Below are 16,176 nucleotides of genomic sequence, written 5' to 3' on the forward strand. Positions count from 1 at the left end.
TCACGTACGGTTCTGTGAGAGGTTTGGGGGTGAGATTCCCCCTTACCTACTCGACTTTCTTTATCTTATGTTTATGATTCGGTAGTGCTTTTCTTGTTCTAAATCAATATTTATATCAGAAAAATTAATTGGCTCGAGGTTTATTGGAATTTTATTTTGAACATACTTTACAAATTTTTCTATTTCTTCATAAACTCTATTCAACCAATTAAAATTGGCTATTGTATTATAATATTTTTTACCTAAAACTCCGCTTTCTTCTCGGAAGTCAATTTCAGATTCGAGTTGATAACGATTATAAACAGCAAATTTACTTAAATCAGTTTTAATTAGAGTTTTAAATTTATTTTGTGACTCTGGTTTTAGTTTATTTATAAGTTTGTTGATATTGTGTCCTGCTTTTCTCGCTTTTCTGTAAGTCTGTTTTTCGTCCAAATCACTTTCAATAAAAATTAAAGCCTTTAAAATGCACTCGGTAGAGAATAGTAGCTCAGTCAATAATTTACTTCTTGAACCAATATGCGTTGAGTGCTTTTCAAAAATTTTGAATCTATTTAAAAAGTCGATCGAATCTGTTATAAAATATTGTGCAATTTCTTTATTTATACAATTTTTCATAAACTAAAATTTATGCTTACTTTCAAGTGAAATTCGTTTTGTTTAAGTTCTGGCTTGTAGCTATCCGATACCGCATCTGAATTATAAATCAACAATAATTTGTCATTTTGTTTTTTTTGTCTTCGCATTTTCCTTAGTGCACTTGCTTTTTTCGATTGAAAAAATGATTTAGCTACGTTAAATCCTTCCCCAATTAGTTTTATTTGTCCATTTGTTGCGGTGATGTCATTCTCGTGATAGTTGTCATGTCCAAACTCAACGGTATATTGGTCAAAATCAATTTCATTAATACAGCCGTTTAATAAATCTTTAACCCCGTGTAATATTGTCAAGTCAGACATGATTCTATTTGCAGATTCAAAAAGTGTAACATTTGGGTAAGGACCATATTCAATTTTTTTTCGTTTTAAATCAGTTAGCATTTTCAAAACATTTTTTGATTCTATTTTTAAAGGTATATTTTTGAGCAAACCATAATAGTTAGATATAGCACTTTCAATGTTATTTTTATTTAAATCTTTTGGAATTTGGTCAATTATTCTATTCATTTCTTTGTTTTTTTAAATGTGCCACAACGGCCAAGTATAAGCGTAGTGCGGGATTTCGGAGCAATTCACTGTCCGCACAACATAAAGTTTAATAGGAGCGATAATGCTCAAATTTAGCACTTCAGCCCGCATTACGCTTATACAATGTTGTAGCCAGTGCTTTATATACTAGGTAATTTACTATTATTCCAATTAGAAATGCACCGGCTGTAGGTGTCAAGCTAGTCCAGAAACTATCTCCAAAATACTTATCTCCAAGTTTATCAACTGTTATCCACCATACAAAAGAAAATGCAGTTGAAATAATTATTGAAATTACCAATGAGGATTGATTGTGTTTGAATTTCAGTGTCTTTATAAGCATTGCAGGTCCAATCATACCCGCTAAGAGTGTAACAATATTTCTAGCAATTTTTTCAACAGACGGGTTTGGGATAAGAAGGGCAATACCTACTGTTAAAACACCTAATATCAATGTAATGTAAGCATTTGAGAGTTTGCTTTTCGGGAATAAATCTACTTTTATAGAGTTAGATGTTGAAATCAAGAAAGAATCAGCGGTAGATGAAATAACGGCAAACATACCAGTTATAATTATGGCGGCTGTGAATTCAGAGAAATTCTGCCTGGCAAACTCAGGTAAAGCAGTTTGTGCTTCAAGGTATGAACCAGAAAGTTCTGGCAAAAGCGTTCTAACAAAAACCCCAAAAAATGTAAGACCTAACCAAGTAAATTGAAGAAAAAATAAATAGGTAAACATTCCTTTTTTAACAATAGCAGGGCTTTTACCTGCAAAATACCTAATAATCACTTGTGGTTGTGATAAACCAAATCCAATACTAGCAAACGCCCAACCTAAGACAAAGCCCATCAAACTGAATGTCGTATAATTCGTTCGAATTTGCATGTAGCCAACAGAAACCTTGTTACTTTCATTGATAAAATTTGCAAATGAACCGTGTAATGTATAAGCCTTGATGAAGATTACAAAAATTAATACTGTAACAAAAACTGCTTGAAATATATCAGTATAAACTGAAGCCTTTAGGCCACCTTTAAAGCTATATAGTAGGACTACAAAACCCGAAATAAGTATTCCGAACTTTATACTAGATACATCAAAAAATGTAGCGAAGGTTATACCCGCAGCAATCCATTGCATGGCAGTATAAAAAGCAATCGCTGAGGTAACAATAATTATTACAAAAATCCGCAGGACCCTTGCCTTTATCAAGTCATTTGAAAGATAAGAAGCAATAGTATGCCCGCCGTTTTTCCTTGAAATAAGATTTAACTTATCAGGAAAAACTTGCCAATATAAAATATCACCTAAAAGCCAAGATAGTGGAAGAACCAATGCAGATAGCCCAAACATATAGCCAAGTGCTACAGCACCGGTGATAATAAATCCAGTATTTCCCGTAATTGCAGCACTAATAGCTACAAGGTATTTCCCAAATTGCCGATTATTTACAAAATAAGACTCATTATTATTTTCATCAACTGATCTTGCAGCTAGAGTACCAACAATTATTAAGACAATCGAGAAAATTGAAAAAACTAGAATTGAAGTCATGGCTAGAACTTTTTTGCAACTTCGATTAAATTATCCCAATAATTGTTCAACTCATTCATTCGTTCCTTATTAGAACCAAAAGATACAGATATCATTTTCCTCAAAGGAGTCAACTCTAATTCGCCATATAAGGAATTGTTTTCATCGTTATTGTCTACGAGGAGTACATCAATTTTACTTTCATTCAAATCCTGTATATCTCTTTCATAAACAAAATAGGTATTAACACCCAGCGTTTCCTTTTGATATGTCATTTCGGGTTTGCTATTCTTAAAATCATCATCAGTTTTAAATATCCATATTCTGGTTAACTCAACACCTCTTTCTATTGCTTCATTATTAGCTTTTTTATAGTCTTCTCCAAATTCATTAGTCCACCATTGCTCTACATTCACATAGCTTGTAGCCCTTATTTTTGAATTTGGACTAGCAACTTGAAATATTTCAATAACATCATTGTACATTTCACCCAACTCTGTTAGGTTATCTGTATTATATGTAATGGCTCCAGAACTTAACGTTTGCATATTATCTTGGTACCTATTGTGCTTTTGATTAAGAATCCTTTGAAAAAACTGGATATTCATATCTGATAAAGATTTCTTAGCTTCTATTTCATTTCTTGCTAACTCGATTGTACTGGGACTATTCTTAAATTCGCCATACAGATTGAGTAATTCTGCATTCTTATTAATAATCTCACGTTGATTTAGATGGGAAGTAACCAGTAAACCTATTAAAAGCCAAGCGGAGGTTATTCCCCAATCAACTTTCCTATTTTTCCCTTTTGATATCAAGGCAACTATTACAGCTAGTAATATCGAAATGCCTGTACCGATTATTTCGATTTGTGACATGAATTCAGTTTTTGATTATGTATATGGCTAAATTTCCTTTTTGCAACATCTCAAAATGTTTAAAGTGTGTTTGAATATTTCTTGTTAATCCATATTCCGTGTATCTATAAGATATTGCTGTTACAATTAAGTTCTTGGGAGTTAATTCAAGATGTTTGAATTTGATTACTTTACATGGACGAAAACCCATTTCAATTCTTTGATTCCTATATTTTGTCTCATATTTAAAGTCTTGTTTTTTGAAACCTAAAAGATTAAGTGCTAGCCAATTAAATTTTTCAGCATAGGTGTCTTTATATGGTGTTAAGATGCTCTCTAATTTGTCTTTGCTATAGAACTCAGTTATGATTATACTGAAATCATTGACTTGCATCAATTTATTTAGTAGGCTCAAAATGTAATTTGGTCTGTAGTTATTAAATGTCAAACCAATTTGAAAAATCCTAGTTATGTCATAGTCATTCTTTGGTAAAATATGTTCAGGTAGTTCTTCAAACAAGCAGTTAATACTATTGGAGACAATTCCATATTTTTTCATTTCATTCGCTGTGATTTCTAAGAAACTTTTGGAAATATCTACAGGGATATATTTGAGAGGTATTTTCCTCTTATTTGCTCCTTCTATTATCGGAATAGACTTTTTAGGTAAACCCGGGCCCAAGTCGTAAAATTCCAGCTTTATTAAGCTGTTAGGAAGAATGTTATTAACTTGTTCTTTAATAAGATTTACAATAGGATCATGTAGAGAATGAGCAAAATTATCCTTTTCGATCATCTCTATGTATGCCATAGCCTGTTCATGTTCTAAGTATAAGTGATAGGGTTGGTCAAACCAGATATACTCAGTCTCGGTTTTTGTATTCCAAGTTTTTTTACTTGAAAGGAAGTGATTAGCTAATTCGTCATTCATTATTAGTAATTGGTTATTTTCAGCATTGGCTACAACGTTTTGCGTATATGACTAGTGGCGGTTTTCGAAGCGCTTTCTTGTCGGCTTGCACCAAATTTACTTAAAAGCACAAAGCTTGAATTTACCACTTCCCCCGCCATTAGTTATATACGCTGTTGTGCCTTCGTGCTTTTTTATTTTTCGTCAGTCTGCCATCCATACTTCATTCACTTTTCCACTTGTGGAGTCAATTTTCACTGAAAGCCAATAAGTCCATGGTCCACTCATGTATTCAATTCCTGGGTCAACCGTGTAATGTAATATAACCTCTGTCTTTTGGTCTGGTTCGCCAAGCATTTCAAGTACTTCATTTTTGGTTTTCCCAATCAGTAAGCTGTCGCTAAGAAGATTGGCCGTCATTTTTCCTTTAGTCCGCATGTCTCCTGTTTGCCATTTTTCACTATTAAACTCAAGGTCATTTTTGTCAGACTGATTATTTGTCTGACACGATAGCATAGTCGTAACGATTAAGAGTGTTGCAAACAATTTCATTTTCTTACTCTTTTATACAATTTGTCAAATCTGTCCGACAGTTTAATGAATTCGTCTCCCCAACCATTTGATAAAGAAATTTCTTGAAATGTTGCGGTCGGTAAAAATCGATTTTTGAATTTGTCAAGCATTTCTAAATTACCACTTTTTAGTTCATTTAATTCTTTGTCAATTTCGTCTTGTAACTCGGTTGGGTTATCATAACCTGCCCAAATAACATCTGTTTCGTCCGTAATTTTCTCACGAACGATTTGAATGATGTCGATTATTGGTTGAAGTTCACTCATTTTAATGTTCTACTGTCGTTTTTGCATGAGGCACAACTTGTTTATACCCCTCACAAAACTTCCTATAGCTTACACATAAGATTGTTGTATAAACGCAAGTGGTGTCAGGGTTTATTTACTGTAAATTTACATTTTTTTATAAATCATCAAAAGGACTTTTTATTTTTTGTAAGCTTTTGGTACTTACATGGGTATATATTTCTGTTGTACGGCTGCTATTATGACCCAATAGCTCCTGTATGTAGCGTAAATCTGTGCCGCTCTCCAACAAATGTGTGGCAAAACTATGCCTCAACCAATGTAAGGTAACAGGTTTTGTGATTTTTGCTTTTTTTACTGCCTGTTTAAGTACATTCTCCAAACTTTTTTCACTGTACCGGTTCCCTTTGAACTGTCCCTCAAAAAGCCATTTTTCAGGCTTATATGCTTTAAAATATTCACGGAGCATGTGTAGTATCTTGAGCGACAAAGGCACAATGCGATCTTTTTTTCCTTTGCTTTGCCTTATAAGGACTATGTTTCTTTTACTGTCAATGTCATTTATTTTCATATTCAGCAGCTCACTTCTTCTTAGCCCGCAACTATATATTAAGCTGAGCATGGCTCGGTGCTTCAGGTTGCCTTGAGCTTCCAATATAATCTTCACTTCCTCTTTGCTCAGCACATTGGGCAGCTTCTTTTCCCGTCTTGGCCGGTGGATCAATGCGGCATCCATCAGTTTATTATCCACTATTTTAAAGAACAGCTTCACGCCATTTACCACCTGGTTTTGATAAGAAGCCGAGTATCCGTTTTTGAGGATATATTCATTGTTGAACTTGATAAAATCTGCATTGTCTATGTATTCTACTGGCTTGTTTATATGAAAGCGAAGAAAAGTATTGACAGCATCCGTATAGGTTTTAACGGTATTCTCGCTGTAGCGTTTTGATCTTAGATAAGCTTTGAAGGCACTGATTTTTTCCATTCTACCAGCATCCAGGTATGGTAATTCCTTAGGCTTATCAGGGCTTTTTTCTGTTTTTCTTTCTTTTAACAATTGCGTATAATCTATCCATGCTTCCTTTTTGAATGCCCTTAGCAATTGCCAGCTTATATCTTTGGAATAGGGCACATGCCAGCTTCTGTGTGTCCTGCTCCAGCGCAGGTCATTAAACAATTTTCTGAGTTTGCCTAAGATTTCTTCGTCCTTTTCAAACTCTATTTTTACCCTTTCCTTTCCCCTGTGTTTCACTGGGCTTAAAATTATCTTTTTCATCATTCCTGGGTTGATGTCATAAATAAAGATATGAAAAATACCATCTAAATATTGTCGTATTCAAAAACGCAAACCCGCGTGAGGGATAGAAGCGGCATCCTTTTGGGGCGGGGCATTAGTGTTGCGGGCTCTGAACCCGAAATATGCATTAGGAAATCTATTGTAGCATGAAATCACTTCAAAATCAGACACTTCGTTGCAGTTTTCAATTTCACCATAGCGATGCTATGCTAAAATTTCCAAACAGCCTGATTTTATTGTGCTTTCAAGCTTCATAACAAAGTCCCAATGCATAATTCGGGTTGGGAAAGCGACCAGCGGAAGCTCTTTCCAAAGCCCATTTGCAACACTTTACCATCGCCCCAAAAGATAGAGCGGATTAGCCCGGCCTGAAAGGCACGCCATTTTGATGAATTGATTTGCTGATTTTTTAATGTGCTAATGTGCTAATGTGCTGATTTGCTGATGGCTTGATGAATTTAGATGGCTTCTTTAAAAAAAGATTGGGGTACTGTTATTTATCTTAGTATCTGTGCCAGCTTTTTCCGAATTTTGCATTGCTTTATAGCAACTTTCCATTAGTGTTTAAAACTTAGTTTCCATTGGCATGAATGTCAAAAATCTTGTTATCACTGTGCTCCCGATTTTGCTTGTGCTTTGCTCTGCCGAATGGCTTTTCGCGCAGCAGAAATATACCATCAGCGGATATGTGAAAGAAGCGGCAACGGGGGAGAGTATGCTTGCTGTGAATGTAGTGGTTAAAGAATTGAACCAGGGCACCACAAGCAATGAGTTTGGTTTTTATTCGCTGAATTTACCGGAAGGCAATTATACGCTTGAGTTTTCATTTCTCGGATTTGAGCGCACAACAAAGCAGGTGGCCCTGAAAGAAAACACCAGGCTGAATGTGGAGCTGAATGATGCGGCCATAATGAAAGATGAAGTGGTGATTTCGGGTGAAAGACAGGATAAAAATGTGGAAAGTACGGAGATAAGTACGGTGGAATTGTCTATGAAAAGCGTGAAATCCATTCCTGCCTTGTTTGGCGAGGTGGATGTACTGAAGGCCATTCAGTTTTTACCGGGTGTGCAATCGGCAGGAGAGGGCAGCTCGGGATTTTATGTGCGCGGTGGTGGTCCCGATCAGAATTTGATTTTACTGGATCAGGCGGTGGTCTATAATACAGGACATTTATTTGGCTTTTTCTCGGTTTTCAATTCCGATGCGCTGAAGAATGTGAAATTGATAAAAGGTGGAATGCCGGCCCGCTATGGAGGGCGATTGTCATCGGTAGTGGACATTACTATGAAAGATGGCAACTCCAAAGAATACCAGGTGGAAGGGGGCATTGGTGTGATTGCGTCAAGGCTTACAGTGCAAGGACCGATTGTAAAAGACAAAGCGTCATTTATTGTTTCGGGCAGAAGGACCTATCTGGAAGCTTTTTACCCAATTTTAGACAAAATTAAAGGTGGGGATTTTTCAGGCAACAAGTATTTTTTTTACGACCTGAATGCCAAGGTCAATTATAAAGTATCGGACAAAGACCGCTTTTACCTCAGTGCCTATTTTGGAAAGGATGTGTTCAATTATGATTCGGGCGATGGGTTTTTTGACATCAATATTCCCTGGGGCAACAGAACGGCCACATTTCGCTGGAATCACCTGTTCAATTCCAAGCTTTTCATGAATTTATCGGCCATTTACAATGACTATCGCTTTGAGGTCAGTTCCGGTTTCAAGGATGTGCGATTTGACCTCTTTTCAGGAATTCGCGACCTGAGTGCCAAAATGGATTTTGACTATTCCCCCAATCCCAATCATTCTGTGAAGTTTGGTGTACTTTATACCCATCATGTTTTTACACCATACAGCGCTACAGGATTCGCAGGTGAAGCGCAGTTTCAAACCGATAGCCTGAGTCAGAAATACGCCCATGAGGTGGCTGCTTATCTGGAAGATGACATCAGTTTGCACAGCAGGTTTAAGGTGAATATTGGCCTGCGCGCTTCTATGTTTACTTTGGTAGGGCCGCTTAACCGTACTTATTACAATAATGAGACAGGAGAAATTATTGATCAGCGCTTTTATACCAAAGGTGAAAATATTGCGCAACACTGGGGGCTGGAGCCGAGGATGAGTTTCCGCTTTACTGTGGATGATCATTCTTCCCTCAAGGGTGGTTTTACGATGAACAATCAATACATACATCTTGTCACCAGTGCTACTTCCACATTGCCCACAGACCTTTGGGTGCCGAGTACGGATATAGTAAAACCGCAAATAGGCTTTCAGTATTCGCTGGGCTATTTCCGCAATTTCCTGAATGACCTGCTGGAAACTTCAGTAGAGTTGTATTACAAGGATATGCGCAATCAAATAGAATATGGGGAAAGCTATGTGCCTACCTTGAATACAGATATTGAGGATGCATTTGTTTTTGGGCGCGGTTATTCAACAGGGGCGGAGTTTTTTGTGAAAAAGACCCGAGGCGATTTTAATGGTTGGCTGGGCTATACGCTGAGCTGGACCTGGCGTGAATTTCCGGACATCAATGAAGGGGAGCGTTTTCCCGCTACATTTGATAGAAGACATGACCTTTCTGTTGTGGCTTCCTATAAAATCAATGAGAAATGGTCCTTGGGCGCTACATTTGTTTATGGAACCGGGCAGGCCACAACCGTTCCTGTAGGGCGCTATTTTATAGAAGGACAGGTAGTGAATGAATACGGTGATCGCAATGCATATAGGATGCCGGCCTATCACCGGGCGGATATTTCCGCTACTTATATTATTCCCCGCGAGAAATATTATTCTGATTTAACGATTTCAATTTACAATGTTTACAGCAGAAGAAATCCTTATTTTATCTATTATGATGTAGAGGGCAGCATAGAAGATCAAAATCTCGAAATTCAAGCCAAGCAGGTTTCCCTGTTTCCGATTTTGCCCTCACTGACCTGGAATTTTAAGTTTTAAAAAATCTGGTGTACAAAGCACTGATTATTAATCGAAAAATCAATAAAAACAAAAAACTGAAAAGTAAAATAACTAAAGTTTCGAAGCAAAATTGAGCAGAGTTTATCCTGAGGTATTTTTCTACGAGGTACATTAGTCAAGGGATCAGTTAACTCAATATAATTTGTAATCCGGGAGAGAATGGCATTGAGCAGTTGAGCCATAAAACAAGCATAAACGGAGTGGCCATTGCGACTTTGTCCGAAGCACAGCAATCGGAAAATTTTGAAAAAATTTCCCGCTAATTGCGTAGCGAGTTTAGTCGCAATAATGCAGTGTTGCGTAGCTTTTATGAGTTCAATTGGTCGCAGCCTTGAATTTTTTGCCTGCCTGACCGGCAAAGGCAGGGTACTTTTTTTTCAAGAAAAAAGTACGGACAAAATGTCAATGGCAGCACTTGTCAGAAGCATTGGTTAAATCAGGCATGAATAGTGAATTCAGGGCATCCCTATACCTGAAAATGATTTCTTACTTTTTGGAGTATTGAATTTGTTTGTAATTATATTAAAACCAGTGATTTATGGCAAATCAATACAGCTTTATCATATGCTTATTCAAAATAAAGAGAACTCCGAAACTTTAGTAAAATAATTCCGATTTCAACAACTGGTTTAATACATTTATCTTTGGCCAATATCTAATGATTTTAAAAAATACTTTGTATGCAATTTTTAATTAGAAGCTTTTCTTTCGTTTTAATTCTGTTATCTATACAATTACACGCCCAGGAAACTCCTTTACTGGATCGCGATTTATTTTTTGGAAACCCTGAAATTTCGAGCGGTCAGCTCAGTCCTGATGGCAAGTGGATTTCCTTTATGAAGGAATACAACGGGATTATGAATATTTGGGTGAAAAAGTTTGATGCCCCATTTGAAGCGGCAAGACCACTGACGGACAGTCCGCGACCGCTATACGGTTATTTCTGGACAAAAGACGGAAAATACATCCTTTATGCCAAAGACAAAGATGGCGATGAAAATATCAATGTATTTGCAGTGAACCCTATGGCTGAAGCGCAAGCAGGAAGTGTGCCCAATTCCAGAAATCTTACACCGGTCCAAGATGTAACTGCCCGTATTTATGCAGTAAGTGACAATGACCCCGACCTTATGATGATTGGTTTAAACGACAGGGATAAGGCTTGGCACGACCTGTATTCATTAGAAATTTCTTCAGGAGAAATGATAAAGCTCTATGAAAACAGGGATCGGGTGACCAGTTATGAATTCGACTGGGAAGATAGTTTAAGGCTGTTGAGCAGAACAGACGAAGCAGGGAATACAACTATTTTGAGATTAGATAAGCACGGCAATACTACACCAATTTATGAAACGGATGTAACCGAGCAGGCTTATGTTGCAGGATGGAACAAAGACAATTCTAAATTTTACCTGGTTAGCAATAAAGGAGATCTGGATTTATCCACGCTATTTTTAATGGATCCTGAAACTAAGGAGCTGGAAAAAATTGAAGAAGATCCTAAAAAAAGAGTTGATTTTGGTGGGATGATGCTGGATGACAATACCCGTGAAATTGTTTATACATCATATACTGACGATAAAAAACGCTATTATTGGAAGAACAAGGAATGGGAAAAGAATTACAATTTTTTGAAAGAAAAATTCCCTGAAAGAGAGATCAGTTTTCAAAGTTATACCAATGATTATTCTAAATTCCTGATTTCAGTTTGGGGCGATAAATACCCTTCTGAATCATACTTCTTTAATACGGCATCAGATTCACTTATTTTTCAGTACACCCCTCGTCCTGAGCTGAAAGAGCAGGAAGAACACCTGGCCAAAATGCAGCCAATTCGTTACAAGAGCAGCGATGGCCTGGAAATTCCCGCATACCTGACTATCCCAAATGGAAAAGAAGCAAAAAACCTGCCTGTTGTGGTGCTGGTGCATGGCGGTCCAAAAGGCCCACGTGACAACTGGGGCTACAATCCAATTGTTCAATTTTTGGCCAATAGAGGATATGCAGTACTACAGCCCAATTTCAGGGCTAGCGGTGGCTATGGGAAAGCTTTTTTAAATGCAGGAGATTTAGAATGGGGAAAACTCATGCAGGATGATATCACCTGGGGCGTAAAGCATTTAATCGCAGAAGGTATAGCCAATCCTTCTAAGGTAGGTATTATGGGTGGTAGCTATGGTGGTTATGCTACTTTGGCCGGCTTGGTCTTTACTCCGGATTTATATGCCTGTGGGGTCGATATAGTGGGGCCAAGTAATCTTTTCACGCTTTTGGAATCTATTCCGGCCTATTGGGAAGCCGGCAGGGCTTATTTTTATGGCATGATAGGCGATCCGGAAACAGAAGAAGGTCAAAAAAGAATCAGAGAGGCCAGTCCATTGTTTCATGCAGACAAGATCAAAAAACCACTCTTGATTATTCAGGGAGCAAACGACCCGCGTGTAAAACAGGCAGAAGCCGATCAAATTGTAATTGCATTAAGGGATAAAAACAAACAAGTGGACTATTTGCTTGCAGACGATGAGGGGCATGGATTTGCCAAAGCAGTCAATCGCATGGCCATGTTTGCAGAAACAGAAAAGTTTTTAGCAGAAATATTAGGGGGCAGATACCAGAAAGAAATGTCTGAAGATGTTGCTAAAAGACTGGAAGAAATACGTGTGAATATTGATGATGTGACTTATGAGCCTATTGAAAAGAAAGCATCTGTGGGTCAATTGCCGGAAATTAATAATTCTCTTAAAAAACAAAGTTTTGAATACGATATTATGCTGAAATCCAGGGGACAGGAAATTCCTATGAAAATGACGCGCAGCATTGAAAAATACGATGAGAACAATTGGCTGGTAAAAGACCTGACAACCGGCCCGATGGGAGAAATAGTGGATGAAATGTTTTATACTGAAAATTTTGTACCTGTTGAAAGAAAACTCGATCAATCAGGACAAAAGCTATCATTTAGCTATGCTCCCGATAAGGTTGTTATAAATATATTGGGCAAGGACAATGAAATTGAAATGGATGCTGCTTATATAGCTGATGCTCCCGGTTTGGATCAACTTATAGCAGGCTTTAATCTAAAAGAAGATTTTGAGTTGGTATTTGAAATGCCCGATATGAATACAATGAAATCCAAACAAATGAAATTGAAAGTATTGGGCAGGGAAGATGTAAACAACAACAAATGCTGGAAAGTAGAAATTCTGTCAAGGGTAGAAGGTGATGCTTCGAGAACTACACTTTGGATCAACCAAAAGAAAGACTATGCCGAGAAAATCGAACAATTTATACCTGAAATGGGCGATGCTTTGATAATAACTACCAAAAAATAACGAGTCATTAAGCGTGTTTTTTAAGTTGAATTTTGAGAAGATATTTTTACAAAAACTTGAATTTAGTGTTTTGAATTCGTATTTTACAGAAGGACAAAATTCCTTTTATGAAAAATATCTACTTTCTTCTCTCTTTTTTGCTTCTTGCTCAATTGATATCTGCTCAAAATGTAGGTATTGGTGTGCCAAGCCCTTTGGAAAAACTTCATATTGACGGATCCTTACGTGGAAATCAATCCGGTGCAGTGCGTATAAGTACCGGAAATGGTTATGTTGACATAGGTCCAAAGAATGGGTCCTGGTCGCATTTTGAAACCGACAGAACACGATTTTATTTCAATGAAGGCATTACTGTTGATGGCGGACTTATTGGAAGCCACTCCGGAGATGATTTAAGTCTGCAGACCAATGGCACAACCCGAATCTCTGTTTTAAATTCCAATGGAAATGTTGGAATTGGGCTTGCCAGTCCCTTGTATAAATTTCAGATAGCGGGAGGTAGTGATGTGCGATCTAATATAGTTACAGACGGTTATGCTGAAGATGTAAGTGGCATTATCCAGGGCAATTATGTGCCATCTCACTCATGGAGTATTGGAACTGGCAGTGTAGGTGTTTTTAGTCAGAATGGTGCTACAAGTGAAAATGAAAGAGTTTGGCATGAAGGCCCTCATGGCAACAGAGTAATTGCATGGCTTGGAAAAGGCACCGATAACAATGGTGATGGAGGTTGGAACTCTCAGACTTTTCCTATCGATCATACTAAAACCTACCGTGTCTCTGTATGGATTAAAAAAGTAGGAGGTACTGGGGGAAATACTTATCTGGGGTGTCTGGGTAGTGACTTAAACCATCTCAATGGAACTTCAGAAAGTAATCCTTATTTCTGGAGCGGTGACTTGCCGGAATTGGACAAATGGTATTTGATCGTAGGGTATATTCACGGTAGTGGAGATCCTTCTACTACAAGTTATGGAGGGATTTATGACAGTAAAACGGGTGAAAAAGTAATCTCAACTACCGATTTTAAATTTGCCACTTCAGCAACTCAACAAAGACATCGTTCCTATTTGTATTACAATAGCTCGGCAGGACATGAGCAATATTTTTGGGATCCGCGTTTTGAAGAGGTCAACGGTAAAGAGCCTTCTATAAGTGCATTACTTGGAGTAAGTACATCCGGTGGCGAAAATTATATTAAAAACCAATTTGCAAGCGACCAGAATGCTGACTTCAGAATTTCAGGACAGGGAAGAGTAGCAAGTGATTTTACAGTTGCAGGCAATACATATGCCCAAGACAGGCTTTATGTTGGAACCGGTGGAGGTTATTTTTACAATGATGCCGGTTCAAGAGTAAGAATTAATCAGGATTTTTACACCAATAACTCCAATACTTATCTGTATGGAGACAATACTTATCTTGGAGATGCCAGCGGAGACAATGTACATTTAAGAGGGAATCAATTTTCCTGGACCTCTGGAGGTGGAGGAATAATCAACACCTCAGGCAATGTAGGTATTGGTACAACCGGTCCTTCGCAAAAATTAGATGTAAACGGGCAAGTTAGAATTCGCGGGGGAAGTCCTGCAGAAGGAAAAGTGTTAAGAGCTATAGACGGAACAGGTGTGGCTACCTGGGAAAAAGAGGGTAGAGGAGAGTATAATGAAGGTTCAGTTTCTGCCGGAAACTGGTATCGTATAGCTTACAACCCCGGCAACAGAGCCAATGCCGAATTTACCTTGAGGGATTATATTAGTGGTGGCGGACATTCCACATTGAAATTCATAGCAGGAATCTCTTATGGAAACGATGGCAATATGAGTTTTACGGTATTGTCTCACAGTAAGTACGGTACTACTCCTACTTTTTCTCAAGTCAGAATAATGAGAAACGGGACATATGATAACATGTATTTAGAAGTTTATATTAGCCGTACAGGAAGTGTAGATTACTCTATTGTAAATAATTTGCAAAGCAGCGGTTGGATTCCGGTTGACTGGACAGCAGGTTCTATTCCTTCAGGTTATACCGTTAGAACTTTTGATGTGAATAATCTTTTTGTTGTAGGTGATTACCAAAATCGCTTTACTGTAAAACGAGGTGGAAATGCCGAATTAGCAGGTCGTTTTAAGTCCAATGGCATCAATGAAACTTCTGATATAAGGTTTAAACAAAATATTAATGCGCTTGAAAACAGCTTAGACAAAGTCAAGCAATTGCGCGGAGTGAATTATTATTGGAAAGTTGATGAGTTTCCTGATAAAGGTTTTTCTAAAGGGAAAGAAATCGGTGTAATAGCGCAGGAAGTGGAAGAAATTTTCCCTGAATTGGTGAGCATCGATGATCATGGCTATAAATCCGTTCAGTACAGCCATTTGGTGCCTGTATTAATAGAAGCGATCAAAGAACAACAAGCGCTTATTGAAAATCAAAAGCAGGAAATGGAAAGTATGGCCCAGGCACTTTGTGGGCAGGAAACCAAAACAGATGATCTTGAAACCAGGCTGAATTATCTTGAAGAAATGCTTTTACAGACTGCTAAAAAATAATAATCCCGGTTTACAAATACTTAAAAATGGTATAGAGTATTTTATACCCGGCCATAAAGGAGCCTTTGAGCGTTCCACTGACTTTTGAGTGGCCAATGCGTTTTCTGTAAGTCACCGGCACTTCGGTGCAATTCAGCTTTTGTTTGGCAGCTTTCAGTTGCATTTCTACAGTCCAACCATAGGTGGTATCTTGCATGTTTAGTTGTATAAGCTTCTCGAATTTTATGGCGCGAAATGGCCCCAGGTCGGTGAATTTCATGCCGTAAAACTGTTTGATTAAAAAAGTAGCCAGCCAATTTCCGAAAATCTGCTGTGGCATCATGGCTCCCAATTCCCTGCTTCCGAGTGCACGCGAACCTATAACGAGATCATAATCCCGTTCAATAATGGGTTGTACAATTTTTGGCAGTTCTTCCGGATAATCTGAATAATCGGCATCCAGAAAAACAATAATATCTGGTTTTTCACTCAAATTAGCACAATAGGCTATCCCTTTCAAACAGGCAAAACCATAGCCTTGCCGTAGCTCTTCCAATACTGTAGCTCCTGCATCTTCTGCCTTGATTTTAGTAGCATCATTTGAATTGTTATTGACAACTATAATTTCATATACCCAATCTTTGGGAATATCCCCGATGACTTTAGAAACAGCATTCTCTTCATTGAAAGCTGGAATAATAACGACAATGCTCTGATCAGACATTTC

General features: G+C 37.7%; 12 protein-coding genes. 3 read left to right on the forward strand and 9 right to left on the reverse strand.

The window, feature by feature from the left end:
* Positions 1-60: 60 nt before the first annotated feature.
* The 8 genes from WD048_15250 to xerA form a co-directional block, all read right to left on the reverse strand.
* Positions 61-618, reverse strand: a complete 558-nt coding sequence (locus WD048_15250) for a hypothetical protein (GenBank protein MEX0813573.1) — start codon at positions 616-618, stop codon at positions 61-63.
* A complete protein-coding gene (locus tag WD048_15255) occupies positions 615-1,166 on the reverse strand; it encodes a hypothetical protein (protein MEX0813574.1) in 552 nt (183 codons plus the stop codon). Before WD048_15255 ends, WD048_15250 begins: the two co-directional genes overlap by 4 nt.
* A 121-nt stretch (positions 1,167-1,287) precedes the next feature.
* Positions 1,288-2,742: a hypothetical protein gene (locus WD048_15260; GenBank protein MEX0813575.1), complete on the reverse strand. Its 1,455-nt coding sequence runs from the start codon at positions 2,740-2,742 to the stop codon at positions 1,288-1,290.
* Positions 2,743-2,744: 2 nt separating this feature from the next.
* Positions 2,745-3,599, reverse strand: coding sequence for a hypothetical protein (locus tag WD048_15265; protein ID MEX0813576.1), 855 nt, complete (start codon positions 3,597-3,599; stop codon positions 2,745-2,747).
* Positions 3,600-3,603: 4 nt separating this feature from the next.
* Entirely contained in the window at positions 3,604-4,509 is a 906-nt protein-coding gene (locus tag WD048_15270) for an L-histidine N(alpha)-methyltransferase (protein MEX0813577.1), read from the reverse strand.
* 183 nt (positions 4,510-4,692) lie between these two features.
* Positions 4,693-4,926, reverse strand: a complete 234-nt coding sequence (locus tag WD048_15275; protein ID MEX0813578.1) for a hypothetical protein — start codon at positions 4,924-4,926, stop codon at positions 4,693-4,695.
* Positions 4,927-5,036: 110 nt separating this feature from the next.
* Positions 5,037-5,327 carry a hypothetical protein gene (locus WD048_15280; protein ID MEX0813579.1) on the reverse strand — a complete coding sequence of 97 codons (291 nt, stop codon included), beginning with the start codon at positions 5,325-5,327 and terminating at the stop codon, positions 5,037-5,039.
* Between the two features lie 136 nt (positions 5,328-5,463).
* Positions 5,464-6,585: a site-specific tyrosine recombinase/integron integrase gene (gene xerA, locus WD048_15285; GenBank protein ID MEX0813580.1), complete on the reverse strand. Its 1,122-nt coding sequence runs from the start codon at positions 6,583-6,585 to the stop codon at positions 5,464-5,466.
* Between the two features lie 607 nt (positions 6,586-7,192).
* On the opposite strand from xerA, the gene WD048_15290 reads away from it, so the two are divergent.
* From WD048_15290 to WD048_15300, 3 genes are all read left to right on the forward strand, one after another.
* Positions 7,193-9,565 (forward strand): TonB-dependent receptor, encoded by a 2,373-nt coding sequence (locus tag WD048_15290; protein MEX0813581.1) that lies wholly within the window; start codon positions 7,193-7,195, stop codon positions 9,563-9,565.
* 701 nt (positions 9,566-10,266) lie between these two features.
* Positions 10,267-12,918 (forward strand): alpha/beta fold hydrolase, encoded by a 2,652-nt coding sequence (locus WD048_15295; GenBank protein MEX0813582.1) that lies wholly within the window; start codon positions 10,267-10,269, stop codon positions 12,916-12,918.
* 107 nt (positions 12,919-13,025) lie between these two features.
* Positions 13,026-15,470, forward strand: coding sequence for a tail fiber domain-containing protein (locus WD048_15300; GenBank protein ID MEX0813583.1), 2,445 nt, complete (start codon positions 13,026-13,028; stop codon positions 15,468-15,470).
* Between the two features lie 10 nt (positions 15,471-15,480).
* Here the strand turns inward: WD048_15300 and WD048_15305 are convergent, their stop codons facing one another.
* Positions 15,481-16,173, reverse strand: coding sequence for a glycosyltransferase family 2 protein (locus WD048_15305; GenBank protein MEX0813584.1), 693 nt, complete (start codon positions 16,171-16,173; stop codon positions 15,481-15,483).
* Positions 16,174-16,176 lie beyond the last annotated feature (3 nt).

Source organism: Chitinophagales bacterium (assembly GCA_040877935.1).
In the GTDB taxonomy this organism is placed as follows: domain Bacteria; phylum Bacteroidota; class Bacteroidia; order Chitinophagales; family CAIOSU01; genus JBBDNB01.

Excerpts from the sequence above, each read along its gene's own strand:
- WD048_15250 (MEX0813573.1), bottom strand. The coding sequence starts at position 618 with ATGAAAAATTGTATAAATAAAGAAATTGCACAATATTTTATAACAGAT.
- WD048_15255 (MEX0813574.1), bottom strand. The coding sequence starts at position 1,166 with ATGAATAGAATAATTGACCAAATTCCAAAAGATTTAAATAAAAATAAC.
- WD048_15260 (MEX0813575.1), bottom strand. The coding sequence starts at position 2,742 with ATGACTTCAATTCTAGTTTTTTCAATTTTCTCGATTGTCTTAATAATT.
- WD048_15265 (MEX0813576.1), bottom strand. The coding sequence starts at position 3,599 with ATGTCACAAATCGAAATAATCGGTACAGGCATTTCGATATTACTAGCT.
- WD048_15270 (MEX0813577.1), bottom strand. The coding sequence starts at position 4,509 with ATGAATGACGAATTAGCTAATCACTTCCTTTCAAGTAAAAAAACTTGG.
- WD048_15275 (MEX0813578.1), bottom strand. The coding sequence starts at position 4,926 with ATGCGGACTAAAGGAAAAATGACGGCCAATCTTCTTAGCGACAGCTTA.
- WD048_15280 (MEX0813579.1), bottom strand. The coding sequence starts at position 5,327 with ATGAGTGAACTTCAACCAATAATCGACATCATTCAAATCGTTCGTGAG.
- xerA (MEX0813580.1), bottom strand. The coding sequence starts at position 6,585 with ATGAAAAAGATAATTTTAAGCCCAGTGAAACACAGGGGAAAGGAAAGG.
- WD048_15290 (MEX0813581.1), top strand. The coding sequence starts at position 7,193 with ATGAATGTCAAAAATCTTGTTATCACTGTGCTCCCGATTTTGCTTGTG.
- WD048_15295 (MEX0813582.1), top strand. The coding sequence starts at position 10,267 with ATGCAATTTTTAATTAGAAGCTTTTCTTTCGTTTTAATTCTGTTATCT.
- WD048_15300 (MEX0813583.1), top strand. The coding sequence starts at position 13,026 with ATGAAAAATATCTACTTTCTTCTCTCTTTTTTGCTTCTTGCTCAATTG.
- WD048_15305 (MEX0813584.1), bottom strand. The coding sequence starts at position 16,173 with ATGTCTGATCAGAGCATTGTCGTTATTATTCCAGCTTTCAATGAAGAG.